Below are 25,801 nucleotides of genomic sequence, written 5' to 3'. Positions count from 1 at the left end.
CCGCTCAAGGCCGCGCGGTCTTCGTCGCAGATCGCGCGCGCGACCTCTTGGATGAGCCAGTCGATAAGCCCCGAGCGCCAGGCAGGCGGGCCGGGAACGGTGCGATCTGATGCAATCGATCATCAAATGTGTGTATCTATAGCATATGTCGAGGCGAATAGCGTCCGAACCTCTTAAAACTAGGTTCGAAATCGCGGCATCGTCGGCTATGCGTGTCGGCGTGACCTACGATATCCTTATCATCGGCGGCGGAATCAATGGCTGTGCCATAGCTCGCGAAGCAGCGCTCAACGGCGCCACAACCCTGCTCGTCGAGCGTGACGATCTTGCCAGCCACACCTCATCCGCATCGACCAAGCTGATCCATGGCGGCCTACGCTATCTCGAACATCACGAATTTGGGCTGGTCCGGGAGGCGCTGATGGAGCGTGAGCGACTGATTGAGGCGGCGCCTCATCTCATCCGCCCGATGGCCTTCGTGCTGCCGCACGACGATCGCGTCCGCCCCTGGTGGCTGGTCCGCGCGGGACTGCATCTCTATGATGCGCTGGCGTGGGGAACGCGGCTGCCGCGGTCGAGGGGTTTGCGCAAGTCCGATATCGCGTACCGTGCGCCGCTTCGCGGTGACCGCGGGGGCTTTGTCTATTTCGACGCTTTCGTCGACGATTCTCGCCTAACGCTTGCCAATGCGATTGACGCCACGGAGAACGGGGCCGACATCTTGACCCGCACACAACTTGTCAACGCACGGCGCGAGGAGGGGCGGTGGCATGCCCTACTGTCCAGCGGGCAGCATGTCACGGCGCGAACCTTGGTCAATGCCGCCGGCCCATGGGTCACCGACGCGCTCGCCCGGCTTGGCATCGAGACCCGCGCGCGCGCGCGCCTCGTCAAGGGCAGCCACATCGCCGTACCCAAGTTGTACGAGGGCGATCATGCCTATATCATCCAGCTTGCCGACCGCCGGATCGTGTTTGCAGTGCCGTGGCAGGACGGCTTTACGCAGGTCGGCACCACCGACATCGCCGTTAACAGTCCAGAGGAAGCGCGCATCGATTCGGGCGAGATCGCGTATCTCTGTGCGGCGATCAACGCTCACTTCCGCGCACAGGTCACGCCGGGCGATATCGTCGATAGCTGGTCCGGCATTCGCCCGCTCTATGACGACGGTGCGAACGAGGCCACGGCAGTCACGCGCGACTTCGTCCTCGAACTCAATACCGCCGGTCCCGCGCTGCTCAGCGTGTTCGGTGGCAAGATCACCACGGCACGGCAGCTTGCCGAGAAAGCCATCGCAAAGCTCGCGCCTAGCTTGGCGATTACGCCGCGCCTGGTTACCCGAGACCGGCCGCTTCCGGGCGGGGACATGGCCAGTTTCGCGGCTTTTCTGGCAGAGGTCCGGGCGCGCTACTCCTTCCTCGGCGACGAACGGTCCGAGCGGATGGCGCGCGCTTACGGCACGCGGCTTTGGGCCATGCTGGACGGGATCGAGGACGAAAGCATGCTCGGCCCCGATTTCGGCGCTGGCCTGACCCAAGTGGAACTGGACTGGATGCGGACCTATGAATGGGCTGCGACCGCCGCGGACGTCCTTGATCGCCGCAGCAAGCTCCGCCTTACCGCCGATCCCGCGATAGGCCGGCGGGTCGAGGGGGAGATGGCGATGCAGCGCGAAGCGGCCGATCGCGACCAGCCATGCGATCTGGCGCACGTAACCCCGATCTAATCGCCGCACCTGCCGTCGATCAGGATAGGCAGGTAAATTGCCGCGTCGACAGCTCAACTGATCGGTTGAGCGAATCAAAAGTCCGCTTGTGGTTCAGACAATCCGTAAGACGTCGCTCTTACACCTGCCTATACCATGCTCCGTGGATAAGCGGCCACTCGCCTCCGTCAACCTGATTGCCGTCGCACCGGCACGCGACATCCATCACCGCTGGTCGTTGGTCGTGAACCGTGACTTGTTCGGCACGATTCTGGTCGAGACGTCCTGAGGTCGAATCGGCAGTCGTGGCCGCCAGCTTATAAAAACTTCCCAGACGAAGCCGCCGCGCCGCGTTACGTTCATGGGTTGCTTGCCCGGCGGCGCACGGCCGACCACCGGCTAGGCGTGGGCTATGTCGATCGTGCAGGGTAGGGTGCCGCTTTTGATCTGCGCCGTGATCAAGTGTCGGATTGTCGCACGCTAGTCCTTTCTTACGCGATCACGTCAGTCGCAGTTTGACCTTCATCGACCGCCAGCACGATGCCCTGTCGAGAGCCAGCGTCAATATCGCTCTTCGACGTCGCGACGTCGGGCAAAGCGGATCACCCCAGCGCACCGACGGCGACCAATGATCGCCGCTCGATATAGATGTTGTCGACCAGTTCGGCAGCTGGCGTATATTCGCCGACCGTGTCGCACATTATCTGTCTTACGGCGCCCGGGTTGCCGGCATCCATGGCACGGCGCATCTCGCGCAGCCGCTCGTCCAGAAAGGTCGCTGGCAGGAAGCTTTCCACGGCCTTGCGGATACGGGGATGGGCAGTCACCATCGGCGCATCCTCTATCAATAGCTCTTCGTATAGCTTCTCGCCTGGCCGCAGTCCGATGAACTGCAGTTCGATGTCGCCGAACGGATTGGAGGCGTCGCGCACCGTCAATCCGGATAGCTCGATCATGTTGCGAGCAAGATCGACGATCTTCACAGGCTCTCCCATGTCGAGCACGAACACGTCGCCGCCCGATGCCATGGTGCCTGCCTGGATGACCAGTTGCGCCGCTTCCGGTATGGTCATGAAGAACCGGGTGATGCGTTCGTCGGTGATCGTGACCGGTCCGCCGTTCAGGATCTGCTGGCGAAAGAGCGGTACGACCGATCCCGACGACCCGAGCACATTTCCGAACCGTACCATCGATAGGCAGGTCGAACTCTCCTCCGAGGCCAGTGCCTGCAGAACCATTTCGGCAAGCCGCTTGGTCGCCCCCATCACGTTGGTGGGACGTACTGCCTTGTCGGTGCTGACGAGAACAAAGTGGCTGACCTCGTGTCTGATGCAGAGACGCGCGACCGTTTGGGTGCCGAACACATTGTTCGCTACGCCCTGGATGGGATTATGCTCCACCAGGGGAACATGCTTGTAGGCAGCTGCGTGATAAACATGGGTCGGCCGCCAGCAGGCTATGATCTCATCGACGCGCTGTTCGTCCTGAACCGATCCGAGCAAAGCGACCAGCTCGGTGCGGCCGGCGCCGTTATCGCCCGGAAGGGACGCCAGTGCGAGTTCGAGTTCGCGATGGATGGCGTAAAGCGCGTATTCGCTGTTGTCGAGCAGCAGCAGCTTGCCAGGCGCGGCAGAAAGGATCTGTCGGCACAGTTCCGATCCGATCGATCCGCCCGCACCCGTCACCAGGATCGTCCGGCCACGCAGATGTGCGTTCATGGCGTTGGTATCGGGGGTGACCACATCCCGGCCGAGAAGGTCGTTGATGTCCAGATTCGTGATCCCGTCATTGGGCAGATCGCCCAGCGCGAGGTCGATGATATCGGGAAGCGTCCTAATCCTGACATGGAGCGAGCGAAGCTTGCCGAGGATCTCGTTTCGACGCTGCTGCGTAGCCGAGGGAATCGCCAGAAACACCTCGTCGATTGCCAGCTTGCTGACCAGTTCCACCACCTTGTCGGGGGAATGGACGCTGAAGCCGGCGATCGTGGCTCCCTGAAGGCCCCGGTTGTCGTCCAGGAACCCGACTACCTTCATTTCGCGGCGGCTCGAGATCGCGGCAGCAAGTTGGCGCCCCGACACGCCGGCACCGTAGATCAGGACGCGCTGCAGCACCCGTCCATCACCGCGATCCAGCAATTCGCCCAGAAGGTGACGAGCGCCGATGCGCGCCATAACCATGAATACGAACAGGAGAACGGGTTGGATGATGCCGACGGTGCGCGGGACACCCGGCACGCTCCACACGGTGAATACGGCGAAGTAAATAAGGGCATAGACAAGCGATGCCCGCAGGATTTGGTTAACGCCGGTACTGTCGGCATGACGGAAGATCGGTCGGTAAACGCCTAGGGCGAAGAAGACTGGCAACGCGAACGCCAGCGCGCCGGCCACTGCCCAGAACGGATCGCCATAGAGTGGGGTCCAGATGCTAAGACGCAGGAAATAGGCGACCCATACCGCAAGGATGCAAAGACCGAGGTCCACACCGACAAGGAGGGTGCGCTTTGCCCAGCGGGGCAAGCTGATGATGAGTTGGGCTACGCTAATCAATCGCATGTCGACCCGGCAACTTTGCGTTCTGGAACTGATGGGCCGTCCTTACCGGCGCGAAGCATACTTGACCAGTCAACGGTACCGTCCGTACCGGCCGGTGCCATGCAACAGGATTCGGTGGGTAGCGGCGGCAAGCGGATGTTCGACCTGACGCTGGCGCTGCTGCTGGCGATCCCGGCAGCGCTGGCGTGCGGTCTGGCGGCGTTGGTGATCTGGTTCGACGATCACGCCAACCCTTTCTTCGTGCAGACACGTCTTGGCCGTGACGAGCGGCCTTTTCGGTTGGTCAAGTTGCGGACGATGCGGATCGGGACTGGCGATCGCCCATCTCACGAAACGGCACGGGGCAACATCACGCGGACGGGCGCGCTCATGCGCCGCACAAAGCTGGATGAACTGCCGCAGCTCTGGAACGTGCTTTGCGGCGACATGAGCTTTGTCGGACCCCGGCCCGGATTGCCAAGCCAGATCGAGCTGGCTGAAAGCCGGCGCCGGTATGGCGTCGACCGCCTGCTGCCGGGAATCACAGGCGTGTCGCAGGTGCGAGGACTCGACATGTCGACACCCGAACTGCTCGCACGGACCGACGGCGACTATCTTGGAGACTGGTCGGCGATGCGCGACATCAAGCTGTTGATCCGCACTGGACTGGGAAGCGGGCGTGGGGACGCGGCTAAGCTGTAATGCCTTAATGCCGGTCAGTGGCGCGCTTGCCATCCGACCGCTTTGAAGAGCGCGTCACGATCCGCTTCCAATTGTCCCGCCGCGACCTTGCCCTCCAGCAGTCGATCGATGCCGGGCACTGGCAGAAGGCGAGTCCTGCTCTGACCCAGAGCCCGCGATAAGGCGGCAAGGCTACCGTGCCGCGCCTCGACCGGGACGAAGATCTGTCCGGCTGCACGACGGAACACGCCGTCGTTCGCCGTGCTCAGGTGGATGCACAGGTCCGCCAGCGCATCGAGCGAGAGAAACCGGCGCGGCGCACGCGCCAGCGCAAAGGGTAGGGGCCATCCCTTTTCCACCGTCCGCGCGATATGCCGGACCGCGCCGCGTGCGCCGGGGCCGTACAGCGGCGGCAGGCGCAGGATCAATGCCGGCGTGCCGGGCGCGGGGGCCATGCCGACGGCCTCCATCGCGCGCTTTGAACGGGCGTATCGATCATTCCGTTCGGTCCGTTCGGCATAGACCGAACTCGCGGCCACGATACGATCGATGCCAGCACGCGCAGTAGCGGCCCTGATAGCCGTGATGACCGCAGCGGCAGACCCGACGTCCTGTTCCTGATAGGATTTGCGGTCGGCGCGATCGGCGAAGTGAAAGACGATGCCGCATCCGTCCAGCGCTTCCACCAGCGCATCGGCGTCGGCAAGGTCTGGCACGGTACGGACCCGTTTTCCCGCACGATCAAGGGCCGCACTACGACTGATCCCGATGACCGTGTGCCCGGCCATGCGGAGCGCCTGTGCCACATGCCCGCCCGCCAGACCCGTAATGCCCGTAATCGCTATCGTCGCCATCCTCGCGCTGTAGCGGCACCGTGGCGGGTCGGCAACGACTTGGGCTGTTGGCACAGCTTTGAGCCTCGACAGGAGGCCTCTTCTGTAGCTAGGGGCTCGACGTTCGGCGTGGATCGGACAGAAAAATGAAGCCAAACTCCCGTGGTGCTGAAGCCCGACGTTCTTCGGGGAAGTCGATCGGTGCGAACGGCCGCACAAACACTGGCGATTATGATCCCGAAACAGATAAGGTGCTGTAGTGTTTATGTTTGATGCGGACCTAATTGCGAAGTTCAGCGACAAAACCGCGACGATTGGGATCGTCGGTTTGGGCTATGTCGGGCTGCCGCTGGCGCTACGCTTCTCCGAAATCGGCTATTCCGTGCTCGGGTTCGACATCCATCCGGGCAAGGTCACGCGCCTGAACGCCGGCGAGACGCTGATTGAGCATATTCCATCCCGTGCGATCGCGGATGCAAGAAGCCGAGGCTTCGAGGCGACCACGGACTTTGCCCGGGTCGGAGAGGCCGACGCGCTGATCCTGTGCGTTCCGACGCCGCTCACCAAGCACCGGGAGCCCGACCTGTCCTTCGTCCTCGACACGATGGCATCGCTTCTGCCTCATCTGCGCAAGGGGCAGGTCGTGTCGTTGGAGAGCACGACCTACCCCGGGACCACCGACGAAGAACTCGGGCCTCGCATTGAACGGCAGGGGTTCACCCTGGGCCAAGACACCTTCCTGGTCTACTCGCCCGAGCGCGAGGATCCGGGCAATCCCGATTTCACCACCCATACAATTCCGAAGATCGTCGGCGGCCGTACGCCAGCGTGTCTGGAGGTCGGCATGGCTCTGTACGGCCAGGTGATCGACAGGCTGGTGCCTGTGAGCTCGACCCGCGCGGCCGAGCTGACCAAGCTGCTTGAGAACATACACCGAGCGGTTAATATCGGTCTCGTGAACGAGATGAAGATTGTCGCCGACAAGCTCGACATCGACATCCATGAGGTTATCGCGGCCGCCGCCACGAAGCCGTTTGGCTTCACGGCCTATCAGCCCGGCCCGGGCCTGGGGGGGCACTGCATCCCAATTGACCCGTTTTACCTGACCTGGAAAGCGCGTGAGTACGGCGTCCACACCCGGTTCATCGAGTTGGCCGGGGAAGTTAATTCGGCGATGCCCGATTACGTCATGATGAAAACCGCTGCTGCGCTCAATGATCGGCGCAAGCCGCTGAAAGGCAGCAAGGTCTTGGTCCTCGGCATCGCCTACAAGAAGAACGTCGATGATATGCGGGAATCTCCATCGGTCATCCTGATGGAAAAGCTGCGCGATTCAGGCGCAGATGTCAGCTATTCGGATCCGCACGTTCCGGTCTTCCCCGAAACGAGACAGCATCATTTCGAACTGTCGAGCGTGGAACTGACCCAAGACAACATCGCCGAGTTTGACTGTATCCTGCTGGCCACGGATCATGATCGTTTTGATTATGACCTGATCGCCAGCAAGGCCGCACTCGTGATCGACAGTCGGGGACGCCTGCCGATGGCGGCGAATGTCGTAAAGGCCTGATCGCGATGCCCAGCTATACTCCTGTCACAAATCACAAGGTTCGCTTCGCACTCGTCGGATGCGGGCGAATCGCCAAAAATCATCTCGCCGCGCTTGCGACCCATGCCGATGACGCCGAGTTGGTGGATGTGTGCGATACCGATCCCGCGGCACTGGCGGCGGCGGTGGATCAAAGCGGCGTGACTGGGCACAATTCGCTCGACGCCATGCTGGCAACCACCACCGCCGACGCCGTCATCGTGGCGACACCGAGCGGCTTGCACCCGAACCACGCGATCGCGATTGCGCGCAGCGGGCGGCACGTCGTGTCGGAAAAGCCGATGGCAACGCGCTGGTCCGATGGTCTGCGAATGGTGCATGAATGCGACAAGGCGGGCGTACGTCTGTTTGTCGTCAAGCAGAACCGTCGCAACCCGACGCTGCAGATGCTGAAGCGAGCGGTGGAGAGCGGGCGGTTCGGCCGAATCCATCTCGTCACCCTTAATGTCTTTTGGACGCGACCTCAGGATTATTACGATGCCGCCAAGTGGCGGGGCACCTGGGAGTTCGACGGCGGCGCACTGATGAACCAAGCCAGCCACTATATTGACCTGCTTAGCTGGCTGGTCGGTCCGGTCGAGAGCGTTCAGGCCTATTCGGCGACACTGGAGCGCCGGATCGAGGCAGAGGATACCGCCGTCGCCAGCTTGCGCTGGCGCTCGGGCGCGCTTGGCAGCTTGAGCGTCACGATGCTGACCTATCCAAGGAATCTCGAAGGCAGCATCACCATCCTGGGCGAAAAGGGAACCGCGCGGATCGGCGGCGTCGCTGTCAACGAAGTCCAGCAATGGCAGTTCACCGAGCCGCATCCGGACGACGAGGCGATTGCCGAAGTCAGCTATCAGACGACGTCGGTCTATGGTTTTGGTCACCCGCTCTATTATCGCAACGTCATCGACGTGCTGCGCGGGCAGGCCGAACCCGAGACCGACGGGCGATCCGGGCTGAAGTCGCTCGAACTGCTGACCGCGATCTATCGGTCGGCGCGTGATGGCGTGCGCGTTCCGCTGCCGCTGGAACGCGAGGAATGATCGTCCACGACACGGCGATCGTCGACGCCGGGGCCATCATCGGCGAGGGGACGCGGATCTGGCATTGGGTGCATGTCTGCGCGGGTGCCCGGATCGGGTCGGGCTGCTCGCTCGGGCAGAACGTGTTTGTCGCTAACGACGTCGTCATAGGCGACAATGTAAAAGTTCAGAACAACGTATCGGTTTATGACGGGGTAACGCTCGAAGACGACGTGTTCTGCGGTCCCAGCATGGTCTTCACGAACGTCTACAATCCCCGTGCCGCCGTTGCGCGGAAGGACGAGTATCGGCCGACGCGGGTCAGGCGCGGTGCCACGCTCGGCGCGAACTGTACGATCGTCTGCGGCGTGACGATCGGTGAACATGCGTTCGTTGGCGCCGGCAGCGTCGTGAACCGCGATGTGCCCGCAAATGCGCTGATGGTCGGTGTGCCGGCCCGGCGGATCGGATGGATGTGCGCCTGTGGTGTGCGCCTGCAAGGCGAGGGAGAGGTCCGCTGCGACTGCGGCGACACCTACACGATCAATACAGGAAATTGCGTGCGACATGGCTGACACCATCGAACTCATCGACCTCAAGGCCCAGTATCGCGCCTTGAAGCCCGCCATCGATGCGCGGATCGCTGCGGTCCTCGACCATGGTCGGTATATCATGGGCCCCGAAATCGCCGAGCTTGAGGATCGGCTAGCAACCTATGTAGATGTGCCGCACTGCATCGGCGTCGCATCCGGGACCGAGGCGCTGCTGATCGCGCTCATGGCGCTCGATGTGGGGCCGGGTGACGAAATCATCACAACGCCGTTCACTTTCGCCTCTACGGCGGAGGTCATCGCCATAGTCGGCGCGACACCGGTTTTTGTCGATATCGATATCGCCGACTGCAACATCGACGCGAGCCTGATCGAAGCTGCGATCACGCCAAAAACTAAGGCGATCATCCCGGTTTCGCTCTACGGGCAGTGCGCGGATATGGACGCGATCAACGCGATCGCCGAGCGACACGACCTGATCGTGATCGAGGATGCCGCGCAAAGCTTCGGCGCGGCGTACAAAGGACGCCGAAGCTGCGGCGTGTCGATGATCGGCTGCACCAGCTTCTTTCCTAGCAAGCCGCTTGGCTGCTATGGTGACGGCGGTGCAATATTCACCACTGACGTCGGTCTGGCGCAGATCATGCGCGAGATACGCGTCCATGGCCAGGCGAAGCGCTACCAGCACGACCGCATCGGGGTAGGCGGTCGGCTCGATACCATTCAGGCCGCTGTTCTGCTCGCCAAGCTTGACAGTTTCGACGCCGAAGTAGCCGCACGCATTGCGATCGGTGATCGGTACCTCGAGATGCTAGGCGCGATGTCCGGCGTACGGACGATCCGCGTGGCGGAGGATCGCACGTCGGTGTGGGGACAGTTCACGGTTCTGATCGAGGACCGGCAGCGCGTGGCCGGCGCGCTTGCCGCTGCTTCCATCCCCACCGCGATCCATTATCCCATCCCGCTGCACCGGCAGACCGCTTATGCCGGCATCAGTCGGATTGCCGGCTCCCTCGAGAACAGTGAGCATGCGGCGGCGTCCGTCCTGAGCTTGCCGATGCATCCCTTTATCGCCGCAGACGTACAGGCGCGTATCGTGGATGTCCTCGGCGGGGCAACGGCGCGCTGACGCTTCATATCATGCTGCGAAGCAGTATCTGGCGAACCCGCGAACTGATCCGTTCACCCTTTACGCGCAGCGTCGGCAGCATGATGGCATATACTGCCATCGGACAAAGCGTATACCTTCTGACGGGGCCTCTGCTTGGCCGTTTCTTCACGCCGGCTGAGTTCGGCTTGTACGGACTATTCTATACGTTCGCGGTGACTGCTGCCGGACTGATGTTCCTCAATTATGATTTTGCGATCCCTGCCGCTGCAAACGAGGATGACGCACGGCGGCTGACGATCGCGTCCGGGGCCATCGTTTTGATCGCCGTGCCGCTGATTGGCATTCTGCTCGCTTTGTTATCGTGGCAAGAGATTGGCGGGTTCGGCGATCTGCCGCCCTCTTGCGCCCTGCTGCTGATCGCCCTGTTGTTCGCTCAGGCCATGGTGCAGCTTTGCCAGAACTGGATGATCCGCGAAGACCGCACGATCGTGATCGGAAAGGCCAGCGTCACCTTAAACCTTGCTCGCGGCATTACCCAGGTGGGCACAGGGTTGATCGGGGCGTCCTGGGGCGGGCTGGCATCGGGGGAACTGGCCGGACGTATCGCAAACCTCTGGCATCTTGCGCGCTATCGGAAATGGCAAGGGCTCTACCTGGCCTGCCGGCGCTATCCGCGCGCAGATCTGCGTGCGACGCTGCATCGCTATAACCAATTTCCCCTGTTGCTGCTGCCATCGCAGACGCTGGACAGTGGTGTGGGCTTTGCTCAATCGGCAGCGCTCGCATATTTTTTCGGCCCGAGCGGGCTCGGCATATTCTTCCTGATGCGGCGAACGCTCGATTTGCCGGTTGCGTTCGTCTTTCGCAGCCTCAGCGACATCTTTTACGCCCGGCAGGCACGCGACGTGCGGTTCGCTCCCGATCGGGTCCGGCCTTTCTTTATGCGAAGCGTGCTGTTGCTGGCGGGGGCAGGCACGCTGGTCGGCGTGCCGCTGATGATCGCCAGCCCGGCGCTGTTCGCATTGATCTTTGGCCCCGAATGGCGTCAGGCCGGCGTGCTGGCGGCGATCATGGCACCAGCGGCGATCATGAACCTCGCGGTCGCCCCGGTTGCACGCGTTTTCGCGCTGACGACGAAGCCGCATCTGCGCTTCTGGTTCAGCGCCGCGAATCTGGGGGGCACACTGTTGGCGCTGCTGTCGGTGAAGCTTCTGGCGCTCGATCTCGTCGGCGCAACGATCGCTCTGTCGATCGCCACGTTCGTCGCCTACGTCGTGTATTTCGTGGCTGGCTATGTCGCCAGCGCGGCCTTGCTGCCGCCAGAGCCAGTCGCCGAGCAATGATCGGCAGGTGCGCAGGCGTCGACCGCTAGCGGCGCGGCGCCAAGCGATTGACGGTGCACGTTTGTGATCTCGATCGTCCGCCGGGCGAGCCGATCATAACTCAGTAGCGTGCGCGTCACGGCTTCTGCGGCCGCCGACATGCCGGAAAGGATGCCGGGATCGTCATGGCAGGCGGACAGAAACGCGGCGATCTGCGGCGCCAATTCCTGGGCGGGATCGAGGACATGGATATTGCCGCGGTTCATATAGCCGACATCCTGCCGGGCCCGGCCCGAGCCGCTGCCTTCGCTGACGACCAAGGGCAGGCCCATCCCGGTTGATTGCTGCCATAGCACCGACTGGCTGGCGGGGAAGATCGCCAGATCGCTCGCAGCCTGGTGGCGATAGACGCCCAGCCTGTCCTGCCATCCCACGAAATGCACGGACTTTGCCGGGATTTCCCGCAGCAACGTTTGGTAGCCGGGGTTTCCGGTAACGCTGCCGACAACGATGACGTGGATACGGGGATTATCCAGCAAGGCGACCGCCCGCAGGACTTCTTCGGTGCGCTTCAAAGGGGTCAGCTTGCCGCCGGTGAAGACGACCAGTGCATCGTCGGGAATGCCGAGCGCACGACGGATCGTCGTGCGGGCGCCGCTTTCATGCGTCGCCGCGACCTCGAGCATGTCGACGCCGAGCGGGAAAAGTTCGGTTTCGGTTGCTGGAACGCCGTACAGGTCAGCCAGGAACCGCTGTGACCCGGGTACGATCGGCAGGATTGCCGACAGGTGGGAACGGATACGCGCCAATACGAGGCGGCGGGAAAGACGATGCAGGAGTAAGCGTGACAATCGTGTCGCACCGGAATTGGAGAAATCTGCATGATAGTCCATGATTGCGCAGACTTCCGGGTTCTTCCGTAAATAGCTCAACCCTTCCAGCATATTCGGAATTATATCATGGAAATATAGCAGATCGGGGCTCTCAATATCGATTATTTTCCGGACGCTTTGATAGATAACGATCTTTTTCATTACGGTCATGCGGATGGGCATGCGGTAGATCCGTGCATAGCGCCCCTCCTCTATCGTTTGGACGTGCGGACTACCTTTCCCGGACATATAATCGTAAACGGACGTCGTCGCGCCAGCAATCACGACGACTTCGTGACAGAGGCTGCGGTAGTATTTCGCGAGCATGACCTCCTGATAGTCGAGTTCCTCGTTATAGAACTCGCACAGCATGACAATTTTCATTGAAAGTTTCCGATTACTGTGCGGCCAACGCGCTTTGGATGTCCCGGGCGAACATTGCCGGATCAAGCCAGCGCTGCGGTGGAATGGGGGCGTAGCGTGCAAGCAAGCCAGTCTCGGCAACGAGATGGTCTTCATCCACCGCGCGGTACGGCAGCTCGCCGAAGCCGAGCAGGGCGCGCGATACGCCCAGCGCGTCTGCGATCGTCTCACAGACCTGTCGAACGGATACGCCCATGCCGGTCCCCACATTCACCAACGCCGGCATTTCGGCATGACGGGCCAGCGCAATTAGCGTCGTGCATACGTCGTCGACGTGAACGAAATCCCTGACCTGGGTACCTGCGCTGAGCGGTACGCGCTGCCCTGCCGTCAATTCCTTGACGACGTGGGGGATCAGCCGGCGCGGCGCCTCGCCAGCTCCATAGACGCCGAAGAGCCGCGCCACGCCGATCTTGCGGTCGGTGATTTGCCGCAAAGTCATGGCCCGGTCGGTGGCGGCAGCCTTGGCAACACCATAAGCGCTGTTGGGGCGGCAGACGACGCGCTCGTTGAACCGGCCGGCATAGCCGAATTCCGCCATGCTTCCGGTGTGCAGCAATCTGCAGTGGTCGGGCATCGAGGCGGCAAGGTTGGTGACCATGCCGACGGCATCGGCAACATAGCGCCAGTCAGCCGTTTCCGGCGCGGATGGCCCTGCCGCCAGGTGAACGATATGCGTCGGGGAGAGTGGCTCCAGGGCGCGCCGCACAGCGCAGGGGTCGGTAAGGTCGGCATCGGAACGACGCCATCCGACCACGGACAGGCCGCTCGCGGCGAGGGTCGCGACAAGACGCTGACCGATGAACCCCGCCGCGCCGGTGATCAGCCACCGCTCGGTCACGCCGCGACCGATGCGTCATATTCGCGCTCGAGCCGCCGAGCGACGTGGTCCCATGTATAGTTCTCGGCGAACAGTTGCCGGGCAGCGATGCCCATGCGTTCCCAGGCCTCGCGGTCCTGCCGCAAAAACCACCGCAGTCCATCGGCAAGCCCCGCGATCGTCGGCTCAACCACCATGCCGGCGCCGGCATCCGCGACGACGGGCATGTGACAATAGCGCGTGATGAGAAGCGGACGGGCGTTCGCCAATCCCTCGATCAACGACATGGAGAAACCCTCGGCCAGGGATGGCATGACGAACAGATCGCACGCCCGGTACAGGAATTGGCTGCTCGGGCCGGTCAGCTCCGTCGTAATGATCATGCGTTCGCGGATCGGGCTGGCCGCAATGGACGTGCGGAGCTTCCCCTCATACGCCTCGTTCTGACGCAACCCCGCGATCAGCAGACCCGCATCGGGAAAGTCCGGGGCGACGCGGTCAAAGGCGGCAAGCAACAGGTCGATGCCTTTTTCCGGATGGATCCGGCTGCGGCAAAGCAGCGTGCGTGTCCAGCCTCGCTGGGCCGGGGCGGCTTCGAACAGACGCGCACGGTCGGCGCGGTCGAGTTCGGCCAGTCCCAGGTCGTCCGGTGCGCCATTGGGCACGAAGATCTGTCGCATGCGCGGCGACGGTATCCAGCTTTCGGCCGCTTCGGCTTCGCTGCCGAAGACGACCCCCGCCGCATGGTCGAGGAAGCCGTAGATGCCCAGAAGGTGCATTGCGGCGCGCTTCTTCAGAAGCTTGCTTTTGACGCGCTGCATCGCGCGGCGATCGAACACGCCATGGACGGACACGAAGTAAGGGACGCCGATATCGCGCGCGATCCGCCCGAGGGCGATCAGCATGGGATGCCAGACGGCGTGGATGTGCACCACATCCGCGGCGCGCACGAGCCGTTCGAACACCGCCCGGCGCGCCTTGCCGACGGCCAGCGGGCTGGCGCGCTCGTCGACGTCGAACACCAGCGCGATCCCGTGTTCGTCGAGCGCGGGCCAGGTATGGCGGACCACCGCCTCGTCCTCTGGATTCGCGGTGGTCAGAATGGTGACCCGATGTCCGCGTTTCGCCAGCGCTACCGCCGACCCCACGACGACGACGGGCGGTCCGCCGCCTCGCGGGTGCATGCCGTCGATCGCCAGCAGAATATCGAGCGGCCGGCACGCCGCGTCAGGCATGTGCGGGTTCCGTTTCGATCCATGGAGCGTCATCGGAAAAATCCGCGATCTGAGCCAGCGTCAACGCACGAAGGTCGGCGCTACCCTCGTGCCACGCACGAAACCACTGGACCGTCTTGCGCATCATCGTCTCGCAAGACCAAGTCGGTTGCCAGCCCAGTTCCCCGATCGCCTTGTCGCAGTTCAACGACAGCATGGCGGCTTCTTTCGGATGCCGGCCTGGCGATGCGGTCCAATCGCTAGAGCCGCCCCATTCCCGTGCAGCCAGCGCGACCAGCGCGCTGACGGAGCGGACGTCCTGGGCCGCAGGTCCGAAGTTCCAGCCTTCGCACCAACGATCCGCTTCGGGTCCCATAAGCCGCGCGGCGAGCAGCAGATACCCTCCCAGGGGCTCGAGCACATGCTGCCATGGCCGAGTGGCGGCGGGATTGCGCAGTTCGACGCGCTCACCGCGCGCGAAGGAGCGAATACAATCGGGAATGATCCGGTCGTCTGCCCAGTCACCCCCTCCGATAACATTGCCCGCTCGTCCGGAGGCAAGCTTTACCGGGCTCAGGGGGCCAAAGAAGCTCTGCCGCCATGACGTGGTGACCAGTTCCGTGGCGCCCTTGCTCGCGCTATACGGATCGCTGCCGCCCATCGGGTCGTTTTCGCGATAACCCCAGACCCATGAGCGGTTCTCGTAACATTTGTCGGAGGAGACGACGACGACCGCGCAGGCGGCATCGAGGGCGCGGACCGCTTCGAGCACATGGGCGGTGCCCATGACGTTGGTCGCCATCGTCTCGATGGGATCGGCATAAGAGCGTCGCACGATCGGCTGAGCGGCAAGATGGAGAACGACATCCGGCCTGACTTCGAGGAACCGGCGACGCACGTCGTCGGCGTTGCGGATGTCGCCGATGCGATGGTCGACGATCGCCTCAACCCGGCAGGCCTCGAACATGGACGGAGCAGTCGGCGGCGGCAGTGCCAGCCCGTATATCTCGGCGCCAAGCTCGGCGAGCCACAGCGCAAGCCAGCTTCCCTTGAAACCGGTATGCCCGGTCAGCAGCACGCGCTTGCCAGCGAATGCCGCGCGCAGATCGGCGGTGGGCGAGATGCTCACCGCCACGGCACGTCCGCCTGCTTGGCGAGTCGGTTGAGCAGTTCCCAGTCGCGCATCGTGTCCATGCACTGCCAAAAGCCCTGATGCCGATACATCATGAGTTCGCCGTCCGCTGCCGCTTGTTCCAGCGGGGCGCGTTCCAGCATCGTTTCGTCCGCCAGCGGGCCGGCGCAGTAGCGATCGACGAACGCTCTTTCGAGAACCATGAATCCGCCGTTAATATAGCGGTCCGACTGATCGGGCTTTTCCATCATGCGAGTGATCTGATCGCCCTCGAGATGCAACTCGCCGAAACGTCCGGGCGGGATGACGCCGGTGATCGTCGCAAGCTTGCCGTGGGCGCGGTGGAAATCCAGCAGTGCCGACAGATTCACATCGGACAGCCCGTCGCCATAAGTGAGAAAGAACGGCGCATCGTCGTCGAGATAGCGCGTTACTCGCGAGATACGCCCTGCCGTCATGGTCTCGGCGCCGGTATCCGTCACGAGCACCGACCAGTCGTCGTGCTGCTCGCCGATCAATTCCACCGCGCCCGTTGCGGTATCGACGCGGATATCCGCCCCACGCATGCGGTAGTGGAAGAAATAGTCCTTGATACGTTCGCCCAGATGACCGACGCAGACCACGAAATCCCGGTGTCCCTGACGGGCGAAGCTGTCCATGATATGCCACAGGATCGGACGCCCATCGACAGGCACCAGGGGCTTCGGCAGGACCCCTTGCGTGACTTCGCCAATCCGGGTTCCTTGCCCACCACACAAAAGCACGGTTTTCAAACCACTTTCCCCGACGGTCCGTACGCGAGCCGCTTGCCTTGCCTTCTGACAGTCAGAACGGGGCAAATGGCATGTTCGCTTGATAACCCCGCAAACCCTGGATGACGAGGCGCTCTCGCGCATAATGAACGCCGGTCGTGCTGACCAGCCCCGTGTAACGACCGATTATCTGACGTCGGGAGGCCCCGGCCGGCGCCGCTTCGGGGCGCAGGCCGTACGTTTGCGATGACGGCAAACCTCATGACCCGGGTGCGGAAAGTTGCTAGGCGCGCGGTCGGCCGGTTTCGTTTTTGGCCTGCATCTTGGAAAGTGGCACCTGATGATGATCGATGCGCCAGTCGGGACTTGCGCTCCCGTTCCTCGCGGACGTTGGTGGCCGTGATCAACGAGCTGTCTCGCCGCGACACGCTGGGATTGGCTGCCGCTGTCCCATGCACGGGGGTCGCCGGTGCCTCATGCAGCTCGGCGCAAAACGTAAAGCCGGAGACGCCACGTGTATCGGTGACGGCGTTCGGAGCAAAGGGAGACGGGCTGAGTGATGACGCGCCCGCGTTCCAGGCTGCGCTTGATACCGGCGCCGACGTCTTCGTCCCGGCCGCGACGCGACATTATCGTCTCACGCGCACCCTTGCGACGGCGCGAGCCGGACAGCGCCTGTGCGGCGAGGGGGCCCGGTCCCACCTGGTCCAGACCGGATCGGGCGAGAACGCGACCGTGCTTGCACTCGCCCACGACCACGCCAGCGTTGTCGACATGCGGATCACGCCCGGCACAGCCACGCAAGTCCTGAACGAGGGCTGGGGCGTCACGATCGCGGGTGTGCGGCATTGCATGGTGGCGCGATGCCGGTTTGACGGCATGCGCCGTGGGGGCGTCCTGCTCTTGGACGGTGCGGCGTGCCTTGTCCATGATAACAGCTTCACCGACAGTGTCGTGCCCGCTGATGGAAACACGCTTCAACAGAATATGGGTTATGACATCCTGATCGCGGGAAGTTCGTCGCACAATGTCGTGCGCGACAATCTGTGCGTCAGCGGTTGCGGCACTGGAATCGGTTGCCAGACCGTTGCCGACGGCAAGACGCAAACTGGTAACGTGATCCGGTCCAACGTGATCAGGGATCACCCCTGCTACGGCATCATGGTCTATCTGAGCGGCAGCAAGGGAGGAATACGCGGCATCGTCGTTGCCGGAAACACGATCGACCGGATCTCGGGCTCCGTGCGGACACCCGAACGCACCATCTTTTATGGCGCCGGCATCTATATCCAGACCGCCAATGATTTTCTAATCGAAGGAAACCGCTTAAGCGCCACGAACACCGACCGGCGGCTGCCAATGTCGGGCAGCGCCGTGCCCGCTGCGATCGCAGTCAGCGGGTATGGCAACGGCATAGTCGCGAACAATATGATTCGCGACTGCTGGGACGGAGTCGCATCCATCCAGACGACAGTGCGCGTACCCGATGGCGAAGGAACGCTGATTACCGGAAATGTCATCAGCGACTGCGATCGCACCGGCATCAACCTTTCGGACTGCGCGGCCGCCAGCGTTTGCTCCAATCGCCTGACAGCCAGAGGGGATGCGGCAATGCATGGCATTTTTGTTCGTCGAACCAGCGCAGCCGCCCGCATGGGAGAGTTCATCATAAGCGATAACGTCGTACGAGACTTTCATGCCGGTATCGAGGTCGAGGGTGCGGCGATCGAGCAGACTTCCATCACCGGAAACACCGTCATGAACAATCGCGGCTACGGCATCGCTACCGCAGCAACCACCAGCATTGTCGCAACGAACATCGTTAGGGGCAGATACGGCGTGGCCATCTCCGCCAATGCGCGGCGAGGGTGGTGTCGTGACAACGTCCTGGAAGTGACTGATGTGGCCGTGATCGACGACTCCGGCAGCGGGGTGACAACGTTCGACAATCTCATCCCGTCTCGAACCGGCAGTGTAAGTACCGGATTGGCATTGCGCGAGAGTGCCGATCAATCGGCTGCCAAGCGGTGGACGTTCTGGCCCGCGAATACACCGATCCGTGATCTCGGCATCGGATATGAAGGACAGGAGCGGACAATTCTCGTCCAGGGCGCGGTCCAACTCGTTGACGGTCAGATCGTTTCTCGTGGACGTATTCCACGGACGCTCGTCGATGGAGAGGTTGTCAGCTTCGTCTACTTGGCTGGTCGATGGCGGGAGACGAGCTGACGTCCTTCATTCGGGGGCGGCGACTTATGTCTGGCAGTACTGCGCGTCAAGAGATCGATAAAATATGTACGATGCTAATTACAACGTGATCACTCCCCAAGCAACGCGTTGGCATCATAGTGCCTTGGCCAACTGTGTCGTCGGTGTGCTGTACTTGGTTACTTTTTCTCACATATACGAAACGTATATTAGCCCGACATGGGGATATACCGGCTTGGTGTACCGGCCATTAACCTATACCGAATTCCTTTTTCAGGTTGTTCTGGTCGCTATTACCTCGTTTTTCCTTCCCCCAAGAATCGACAAGCCTTCCGGATTAATCATCTGGCTTTTATATGCCTTTGTCTTCATGCCGACAACGGCAATGACGTTCATGATCGGATTTAATACGTCATCATTTTATGCTAGCGGATTGGTCGCCTTGGCGGCGTCAGTCATTGTGTGTTCTATTGTATCGACTAAATCTCCGGTACCATCCGTCGTATCGGAAAATATATCAGAAGCTTTCACTAATTTGATGCTATTCGGCTTCATTGTCGTCGCGCTGGTTTTGTTCGTCGTATACCGCGACATCCTGTCATTCGCAGCGATCGACGATGTGTACACGCAGCGATTTGCGGCATCCGATCTAGATAGCGGGGCGCTCGTCGGATATTTTAGGACTTACTTTACATATGTTTTCAGCCCTGCACTGATAGCCATCGGTATCACGCTGAAACGGAAACGCTGGATGATACTTGCAGGTGTTGGGGGATACATATTTTCGTATCTGATCGACGCCAGCAAGATATCGCTGGTGATACCGCTCGCGATTCTCGTCTTCAGTCTCATGAAATCTAGGGGTCTGGAAAGCACGGCATTCTTCACCGTAGGGATCGCAATACTTGCTGCAGTCGCGTCCCTGTTTACGGAATATTCCTCGCTCATAAGGTTTATCGTGGATCTCGTGCTTCTACGATCTATTGCCATTCCCGGACAGACATTCAGTCAATATTATGATCTGTTTTATAACAGAGGGTATACCTATTGGAGCAATACCAAAATCATAAACTTGGTCATTCCGCCGCCTGGTGATTTCAAACTGGACCCGATGTGGCCAAATTTGGGGACCATCGTCGGAGCTGAGTTCTATGGTGCCGATAGCCGTATGAACGCAAATGCCAATCTGTTCGTGGGCGAGGGGATTGCGGCCGCAGGTCCGATCGGCGTGCTGGTGATCGGACTTGTGCTCGCATACTGGCTACGCTCGCTCGACAACTTCAGCCAAAAATGGCCGGCCACAATTTCGATGACCGTGATGGTGCCTATCGGTCTAGGATTGACCAACGTGCACCTTACCACGTTGTTGCTATCCTTTGGCGGGCTGTTCTGGCTAGTGGCATTCAAGACAGGGCTGGCCAAAAGAAAACGCCTATAGGCATTCGGTTATCATTGGGGGCAACCCACCTGATTCCGCGGAATCTAATAGATTACAGTCGGAGAGTGTTATGATCGAAAGAATAAAGGCGGTAATCAGGCCTATCCTGCGCCCGCCTGTGCATGCCGTTGAAGTCAAGCGGCCTTACAAGGTGTACGGCACAGAATATGGTGGCTGGCCGCTGATAGACGGTTCTGTAAACGAGCGTTCGACGATCCTGTCCGTCGGCCTCGGCGAGGATATCTCGTTCGATCTTGAAGTCATCGATCGGTTTGGCTGTGTCGTTCATGGTTGCGATCCGACCCCCAAGTCGCTGGCGTGGCTGTCCTCCCAGAATCTACCCGCAAAGTTTCATGTGCACGCATTGGGGCTGGGCGAGGTGGACGGACCGGCCGCCTTCATTCCCCCTGCAAATGACGCGCACGTCTCTTTCTCGGCGACGCGTGGTAAGGGGCAAGCGGGGATGCGATCGAGATCGATGTCTGCACCCTTCCCACGATGACCGACCGGGTCGGGGTGGATCGTCTCGACGTATTGAAAATGGACATCGAGGGATTCGAATACGGCGTCATTCGTCAGATGGTGGCTTCGACCATTCGTCCAGCTCAGATACTGGTGGAGTTTCACCATCGCATGTACGGCTATCGCCCGGAAGATACCCGCCGTTCGGTGGAGATGCTGCAGGGAGCCGGATATCGCATTTTCTACGTATCGCCGGGGGGGCACGAATACGGCCTGGTGCTTATCGACGGCGCGTAGCGCGGGCACGGATCGGGCGAGGCCCAATCTGCGCGGCTACGCCGTTCCGCGTCGTCTAACGTATTTGCCATCGCGCGGACTGCGGCTATGGGATGCGCACAAGCTCGGATTCAAAGCGATCTTCTATATGACGCATGCCCCGTCGACGCGCCAATACCAGATCTGCGCGAACTGCATCATGGACACCAGCGACTCCGGCATCGTCTTCGACGATCGGGGATGGTGCGACTATTGCAACAACTACTACGACAACATCGTCCCCAACTGGCATCCCGACGCGCAGGGCGAGCGGGAGATCATGGCCCAGGTCGAGCAGATGAAGCGCGACGGCAAGGGGCGTGACCATGACTGCCTGATCGGTTTGAGCGGCGGCGTCGACAGTAGCTACGTCACGTATATCGCCAAGGAAAAGTTCGGGCTCCGCCCGCTCCTCTATCATGTCGATGCGGGATGGAACTCGCAGCAGGCCGTCAACAATATCGAGAAGCTGGTGGACGGCCTCGACCTGGATCTGTTTACCGAAGTCGTCGATTGGCCCGAGATGCGCGATCTGCAACTTGCCTTCTTCAAGGCGAACGTTCCGCATCTGGATACGCCCCAGGATCACGCGTTCTTTGCCGGCCTCTATAACTTCGCCGCAAAAAACAACGTGAAGTATATTCTTACCGGTGCTAATTATTCCACAGAGTGTGTGCGAGAGCCGCTCGAATGGCATTACCACGCCTCGGACCTGCGGCAGCTGAAGGATATTCATCGCCGTTTCGGCACGCGCCCACTCAAGAAGTTCCCGTTAGCCGGTATTTTCAAGTTCAAGGTCTGGTACCGCTTCGCCAAGGGCGTTCGCGTGGTCAAGCCGCTCAATTCGATCCCCTTTCACAAGGAAGAGGCAATGCAGGAGCTGGTCGATAAGTTCGGCTGGCAAAAATACGCGCACAAACATTATGAATCGCGATTTACGCGCTTCTATGAAAGCTATTGGCTGCCGACCAAATTTGGATACGACAAGCGTCGCGCGCACTTCTCCAGCCTAATCCTGACCGGCCAGCTGAGCCGGGATGATGCGCTCGCGAAGATTGCGATCCCGGCCTATGATCCTAATACGATTGCGGAGGATTTCGAATTTATCGCGACCAAGCTCGGGATCACGGTTGAAGAGTTGCGGTCCTATCATGGGGGTCCGAAGAAGACGTTCCGAGATTATAAAAACGACATGACGCTGATGGATCTTGGCGCGAAGGTGCTTCGTGCCGCCGGCGTGCAGCGAGCGATCATCCGTTGATCTCGATCATCGATTATGGGTTGGGGAACGTCGGCGCGTTCGTCAACATGTACAAGCGAATGAACGTGCCGGCCAAGGCCGTCCGCACTGCGGACGAGCTGGCCGACGCGACGCGCATCGTACTGCCCGGCGTCGGCGCGTTCGATCACGCGATGGATCTGCTTGGGCGATCGGGCATGCGTCCGCTGCTCGAGGAAAAGGTTATTGGCGACAAGGTGCCGGTGGTCGGCATTTGCGTGGGCATGCAGATCTTGGCCGACACCAGTGAAGAGGGGCAGGGGCGCGGTCTTGGGTGGGTGCCTGGCACGGTGCGTCACTTCCGCTCGATGCCGACACCCGCCGACTTGCCGCTGCCACATATGGGATGGAACGACGTCGCGCCGACGAACGACGGCGGTCTGTTCAACGGGCTGGAGCAGGACGCGCGCTTCTATTTCCTTCATTCCTTCTATTACGAACCCGCCGACTCAGCCGACAGCGCGGCGAGCGCGAGCTATGGCTCATCGTTCGCCTGCGCGGTGCGGCGCGACAATGTGTGGGGCGTGCAGTTCCACCCCGAGAAGAGCCATCACTTCGGTGCGATGCTTCTGAAGAATTTCGCGGAGCTTTGAGCCATGCTGCGTCCGCGCATTATACCCTGCCTGCTGATTCACGAAGGTGGGCTGGTGAAGACCGTCGGGTTCAAGGACCCGAAATACGTCGGTGACCCGGTCAACGCGGTCAAGATCTTCAATGAGAAGGAAAGCGACGAACTCGTCGTGCTCGATATCGATGCGACGGTGAACGGTGTCGAGCCCGATTTCGCGGTCATCGCGCATCTGGCCGCCGAATGCCGGATGCCGCTGTGTTATGGCGGCGGCGTGCGTAACGCGGCGCAGGCGAAACAGATCATCGGGCTTGGCGTCGAAAAGGTCGCGATCAGCGCCGCCGCGATCGAACGACCCGAACTGATCAGCGAGATTGCCGCCGAGATCGGTAGCCAGAGCGTGGTGGTCGTGATCGACGTCCGCAAGAAGATGATGGGCGGCCATGAGGTTCGCACACATAACGGAAAGAAGGCGCACAAGCTGGATCCCGTCATGTTCGCGCAGGAAGCGGTACGGCTCGGCGCTGGCGAGATCGTGGTCAATTCGATCGACCTCGACGGGACGATGAAGGGCTATGACCTGAAGCTCGCAAGACGCATCCGTGATGCGGTACGCGTGCCTGTGACGTTCCTGGGGGGCGCCGGCTCGCTGGCGGATATCGAAGCGCTTATCCGTGAAGTCGGCGTCGTCGGCGCGTCGGCCGGCAGCCTTTTCGTGTTCAAGGGCACCTATCGGGCTGTACTCATAAACTATCCTAATCCGGATACCAAGGAACAGATGGTGCGCGCCGCGCTCGCCGCCTGACAGAGGATCTTCATGTTTGACGACAAGACCCTGCTCATCACCGGTGGGACCGGTTCCTTTGGAAACGCCGTACTGCGGCGCTTTCTCAACTCGGGGCTGCGCGAGATCCGCATCTTCAGCCGCGACGAGAAGAAGCAGGACGATATGCGCAAGCTGTACAATAGCCCGCGGATCAAATTCTATCTGGGCGATGTGCGTGACGAGCGCAGCGTCGGGCCGGCGATGCGCGGCGTCGATTACCTGTTCCACGCGGCGGCGCTGAAGCAGGTGCCGAGTTGCGAATTCCACCCGATGCAGGCGGTTCGCACCAACGTGCTGGGTACCGAGAACGTCCTGTCCGCCGCGATCGCCGCCGGCGTCGAGCGGGTCGTCTGCCTGTCCACCGACAAGGCGGTCTATCCGATCAACGCCATGGGCATCAGCAAGGCGATGATGGAGAAGGTGATGGTCGCCTCGTCGCGCAATCTGGAGGGAACCTCGACGACGATCTGCGGCACGCGCTATGGCAATGTCATGGCGTCGCGCGGTTCGGTCATTCCGCTGTTCGTCGATCAGATGATCGCGGGTCGTCCGATCACGATCACGGACGGTGACATGACACGCTTCATGATGACGCTCGACGATGCGGTCGAACTCGTGCTGTTCGCGTTCGAAAACGGGTCCAACGGCGACATCTTCGTGCAGAAGGCGCCGGCGGCGACCGTCGATACGCTGGTCGCGGCGTTGAAGGACCTGCTGGGCAAGCCCGGGCACGACGTCCGCACGATCGGCACCCGCCATGGCGAGAAGCTTTTCGAAAGCTTGCTGAGCCGCGAGGAGCGCGCCGTCGCCGACGACATGGGCGACTATTTCCGAGTGCCGCCCGATGGCCGGGACCTCAACTATGACAAGTTCGTCGAGAAGGGCGAAGAGCGGCTGAGCCATGGCGAAGAGTATAATTCGCACAACACCCACCGCCTCGATGTCGAGGGGATGAAGGCGCTGCTGCTCAAGCTGCCGCTGATCCACAAGGTGATGAAGGGCGAAGCGGTCTCCGAGGATGCCTACGCATGAAGGTGCTGGTCACCGGCGCGCGGGGGTTCGTCGGCCAGAACCTGACGGTGCGGCTCGGCGAGCTGGGGCACGAGGTGCTCGCGATCGGCCGCGAGGCGGATGACGTGGCCTGGATGCTGGCGGCGCGGGATGCCGAGGCCGTCATCCACCTGGCCGGCACCAACCGCCCGCTCGATCCGATCGAGTTCGAAACCGGCAACGTCGGCCTGACGCAGCGGCTGTGCGACCTGCTTGCCGAAGCGGGCAACACCGCGCCGGTCGTGTATGCCTCCTCGATCCAGGCGGCGAACGACAATCCCTATGGCCGCAGCAAGGCGGCGGCCGAACAGGTGTTGCTCGAGCATGCGCAGGCGACGGGCGCGCGCGTGGCGGTGTTCCGCCTGCCGAACGTGTTCGGCAAATGGGCGCGGCCCGACTACAATTCCGCCGTCGCGACCTTCTGCCACCGCATCGCTCGCGGCGAACCGATCGAGATCCACGATCCCGCCGCGCCGCTGCGGCTCGTCTATGTCGATGATGTGATTGACGCGTTCCTGCCGCTGCTGGGCGGGGCGTTCGAGACGGGTCACAAGGACGTGACGCCGGTCTATGGAACGACCGTGGGCGAAGTCGCCGACCTGATCCGCGGCTTTCCCGCGAGCCGCGACACGATGGTCACGCCGCGGGTCGGCACGGGCCTCGTCCGGGCTCTCTATTCGACCTATCTCAGCTATCTGCCGGTCGATACGTTTCATTATGATGTGCCGATCCACGCCGATCCGCGCGGTCGTTTCGTGGAGATGCTGAAGACGCCTGACAGCGGGCAATTCTCCTACTTCACCGTCGGACCGGGGATCACGCGCGGCGATCATTATCATCACAGCAAGGTCGAAAAATTCCTCGTCATTTCCGGGAAGGCGCATTTCGGCTTTCGTCAGATCCAGACCGGGGAAACCCACGAGATCGTGGTCGATGGCAGTGAGGGGCGGATCGTCGAGACGATCCCGGGCTGGACGCACAACATTACCAATGTCGGCGATGGCGAGATGGTCGTCATGCTGTGGGCGAACGAGATTTTCGACCGCGCCCGCCCCGACACGATCGCCATGAAGGTTTGAGGCG

Annotated in this window: 24 protein-coding genes; 17 read left to right on the top strand and 7 right to left on the bottom strand. The window is 61.5% G+C overall.

Going from position 1 to position 25,801, the window contains the following annotated elements; translation table 11 throughout:
- The first annotated feature begins 220 nt into the window (after positions 1-220).
- Both glpD and GGR88_RS15500 read left to right on the top strand, forming a co-directional pair.
- Entirely contained in the window at positions 221-1,726 is a 1,506-nt protein-coding gene (gene glpD / locus GGR88_RS08390) for a glycerol-3-phosphate dehydrogenase (protein WP_167954066.1), read from the top strand.
- A 142-nt stretch (positions 1,727-1,868) separates the two neighbouring features.
- Positions 1,869-1,994 (top strand): hypothetical protein, encoded by a 126-nt coding sequence (locus tag GGR88_RS15500; protein ID WP_280742260.1) that lies wholly within the window; start codon positions 1,869-1,871, stop codon positions 1,992-1,994.
- A 313-nt stretch (positions 1,995-2,307) separates the two neighbouring features.
- Here GGR88_RS15500 and GGR88_RS08385 read toward each other — a convergent pair whose 3' ends face one another.
- Positions 2,308-4,191: a polysaccharide biosynthesis protein gene (locus tag GGR88_RS08385; RefSeq protein WP_209023217.1), complete on the bottom strand. Its 1,884-nt coding sequence runs from the start codon at positions 4,189-4,191 to the stop codon at positions 2,308-2,310.
- 207 nt (positions 4,192-4,398) lie between these two features.
- Here GGR88_RS08385 and GGR88_RS08380 point away from each other — a divergent pair, with 207 nt between their 5' ends.
- Positions 4,399-4,944: a sugar transferase gene (locus GGR88_RS08380; RefSeq protein ID WP_209023216.1), complete on the top strand. Its 546-nt coding sequence runs from the start codon at positions 4,399-4,401 to the stop codon at positions 4,942-4,944.
- A gap of 14 nt (positions 4,945-4,958) precedes the next feature.
- Here GGR88_RS08380 and GGR88_RS08375 read toward each other — a convergent pair whose 3' ends face one another.
- Positions 4,959-5,777 (bottom strand): NAD-dependent epimerase/dehydratase family protein, encoded by an 819-nt coding sequence (locus GGR88_RS08375; protein ID WP_167954064.1) that lies wholly within the window; start codon positions 5,775-5,777, stop codon positions 4,959-4,961.
- Positions 5,778-6,021: 244 nt separating this feature from the next.
- Between GGR88_RS08375 and GGR88_RS08370 the strand changes: the two genes are divergently transcribed.
- The 5 genes from GGR88_RS08370 to GGR88_RS08350 are packed head-to-tail and all read left to right on the top strand — an operon-like array spanning position 6,022 to position 11,380.
- Positions 6,022-7,326, top strand: a complete 1,305-nt coding sequence (locus tag GGR88_RS08370; protein ID WP_167954063.1) for a nucleotide sugar dehydrogenase — start codon at positions 6,022-6,024, stop codon at positions 7,324-7,326.
- A gap of 5 nt (positions 7,327-7,331) precedes the next feature.
- Entirely contained in the window at positions 7,332-8,396 is a 1,065-nt protein-coding gene (locus tag GGR88_RS08365) for a Gfo/Idh/MocA family protein (protein WP_167954062.1), read from the top strand.
- Entirely contained in the window at positions 8,393-8,950 is a 558-nt protein-coding gene (locus tag GGR88_RS08360; RefSeq protein WP_167954061.1) for a DapH/DapD/GlmU-related protein, read from the top strand. The genes GGR88_RS08365 and GGR88_RS08360 overlap by 4 nt, the downstream gene beginning before the upstream one ends.
- On the top strand, positions 8,943-10,055 hold the full coding sequence (locus tag GGR88_RS08355) for a DegT/DnrJ/EryC1/StrS family aminotransferase (protein WP_209023215.1): 1,113 nt from the start codon (positions 8,943-8,945) through the stop codon (positions 10,053-10,055). The genes GGR88_RS08360 and GGR88_RS08355 overlap by 8 nt, the downstream gene beginning before the upstream one ends.
- Positions 10,056-10,066: 11 nt before the next feature.
- Complete coding sequence (locus GGR88_RS08350) at positions 10,067-11,380, top strand: lipopolysaccharide biosynthesis protein (protein ID WP_167954060.1); 1,314 nt, start codon at positions 10,067-10,069, stop codon at positions 11,378-11,380.
- On the opposite strand, the gene GGR88_RS08345 is transcribed toward GGR88_RS08350, so the two are convergent.
- The 5 genes from GGR88_RS08345 to GGR88_RS08325 are packed head-to-tail and all read right to left on the bottom strand — an operon-like array spanning position 11,329 to position 16,584.
- Positions 11,329-12,615 carry a glycosyltransferase family 4 protein gene (locus tag GGR88_RS08345; RefSeq protein ID WP_167954059.1) on the bottom strand — a complete coding sequence of 429 codons (1,287 nt, stop codon included), beginning with the start codon at positions 12,613-12,615 and terminating at the stop codon, positions 11,329-11,331. The two genes, GGR88_RS08350 and GGR88_RS08345, sit on opposite strands and share 52 nt — an antisense overlap.
- Positions 12,616-12,628: 13 nt before the next feature.
- Positions 12,629-13,495, bottom strand: a complete 867-nt coding sequence (locus GGR88_RS08340; protein WP_167954058.1) for an NAD-dependent epimerase/dehydratase family protein — start codon at positions 13,493-13,495, stop codon at positions 12,629-12,631.
- Positions 13,492-14,709, bottom strand: coding sequence for a glycosyltransferase (locus GGR88_RS08335; RefSeq protein WP_167954057.1), 1,218 nt, complete (start codon positions 14,707-14,709; stop codon positions 13,492-13,494). The genes GGR88_RS08340 and GGR88_RS08335 overlap by 4 nt, the downstream gene beginning before the upstream one ends.
- Complete coding sequence (rfbG, locus tag GGR88_RS08330; RefSeq protein WP_342449754.1) at positions 14,702-15,823, bottom strand: CDP-glucose 4,6-dehydratase; 1,122 nt, start codon at positions 15,821-15,823, stop codon at positions 14,702-14,704. The genes GGR88_RS08335 and rfbG overlap by 8 nt, the downstream gene beginning before the upstream one ends.
- The gene (locus tag GGR88_RS08325) at positions 15,814-16,584 is read right to left on the bottom strand and encodes a sugar phosphate nucleotidyltransferase (protein ID WP_342449767.1); all 771 of its coding nucleotides are present in this window, start codon (positions 16,582-16,584) and stop codon (positions 15,814-15,816) included. Before GGR88_RS08325 ends, rfbG begins: the two co-directional genes overlap by 10 nt.
- Before the next feature lie 387 nt (positions 16,585-16,971).
- Here GGR88_RS08325 and GGR88_RS08320 point away from each other — a divergent pair, with 387 nt between their 5' ends.
- From GGR88_RS08320 to wbjC, 9 genes are all read left to right on the top strand, one after another.
- A complete protein-coding gene (locus tag GGR88_RS08320; RefSeq protein ID WP_167954055.1) occupies positions 16,972-18,801 on the top strand; it encodes a right-handed parallel beta-helix repeat-containing protein in 1,830 nt (609 codons plus the stop codon).
- 85 nt (positions 18,802-18,886) lie between these two features.
- Positions 18,887-20,218: a hypothetical protein gene (locus tag GGR88_RS08315; RefSeq protein ID WP_167954054.1), complete on the top strand. Its 1,332-nt coding sequence runs from the start codon at positions 18,887-18,889 to the stop codon at positions 20,216-20,218.
- 70 nt (positions 20,219-20,288) lie between these two features.
- Complete coding sequence (locus GGR88_RS08310; protein WP_167954053.1) at positions 20,289-20,720, top strand: hypothetical protein; 432 nt, start codon at positions 20,289-20,291, stop codon at positions 20,718-20,720.
- The gene (locus GGR88_RS08305) at positions 20,717-20,977 is read left to right on the top strand and encodes an FkbM family methyltransferase (protein ID WP_167954052.1); all 261 of its coding nucleotides are present in this window, start codon (positions 20,717-20,719) and stop codon (positions 20,975-20,977) included. The genes GGR88_RS08310 and GGR88_RS08305 overlap by 4 nt, the downstream gene beginning before the upstream one ends.
- A 127-nt stretch (positions 20,978-21,104) precedes the next feature.
- Positions 21,105-22,256 carry an N-acetyl sugar amidotransferase gene (locus GGR88_RS08300; RefSeq protein ID WP_167954051.1) on the top strand — a complete coding sequence of 384 codons (1,152 nt, stop codon included), beginning with the start codon at positions 21,105-21,107 and terminating at the stop codon, positions 22,254-22,256.
- Positions 22,253-22,867 (top strand): imidazole glycerol phosphate synthase subunit HisH, encoded by a 615-nt coding sequence (gene hisH / locus GGR88_RS08295; RefSeq protein WP_167954050.1) that lies wholly within the window; start codon positions 22,253-22,255, stop codon positions 22,865-22,867. Before GGR88_RS08300 ends, hisH begins: the two co-directional genes overlap by 4 nt.
- Positions 22,868-22,870: 3 nt before the next feature.
- Complete coding sequence (locus GGR88_RS08290; RefSeq protein ID WP_167954049.1) at positions 22,871-23,647, top strand: AglZ/HisF2 family acetamidino modification protein; 777 nt, start codon at positions 22,871-22,873, stop codon at positions 23,645-23,647.
- 12 nt (positions 23,648-23,659) lie between these two features.
- The gene (locus GGR88_RS08285) at positions 23,660-24,700 is read left to right on the top strand and encodes a polysaccharide biosynthesis protein (protein WP_167954048.1); all 1,041 of its coding nucleotides are present in this window, start codon (positions 23,660-23,662) and stop codon (positions 24,698-24,700) included.
- Positions 24,697-25,797 carry a UDP-2-acetamido-2,6-beta-L-arabino-hexul-4-ose reductase gene (gene wbjC, locus GGR88_RS08280; RefSeq protein WP_167954047.1) on the top strand — a complete coding sequence of 367 codons (1,101 nt, stop codon included), beginning with the start codon at positions 24,697-24,699 and terminating at the stop codon, positions 25,795-25,797. Before GGR88_RS08285 ends, wbjC begins: the two co-directional genes overlap by 4 nt.
- Positions 25,798-25,801: the final 4 nt, after the last annotated feature.

The sequence above is a fragment of the Sphingomonas jejuensis genome, assembly GCF_011927695.1.
GTDB lineage: Bacteria > Pseudomonadota > Alphaproteobacteria > Sphingomonadales > Sphingomonadaceae > Sphingomonas_K > Sphingomonas_K jejuensis.
The sequence above is the reverse complement of the archived record's forward strand: the minus strand, read 5'-3'. Positions and strand labels throughout refer to the sequence as shown.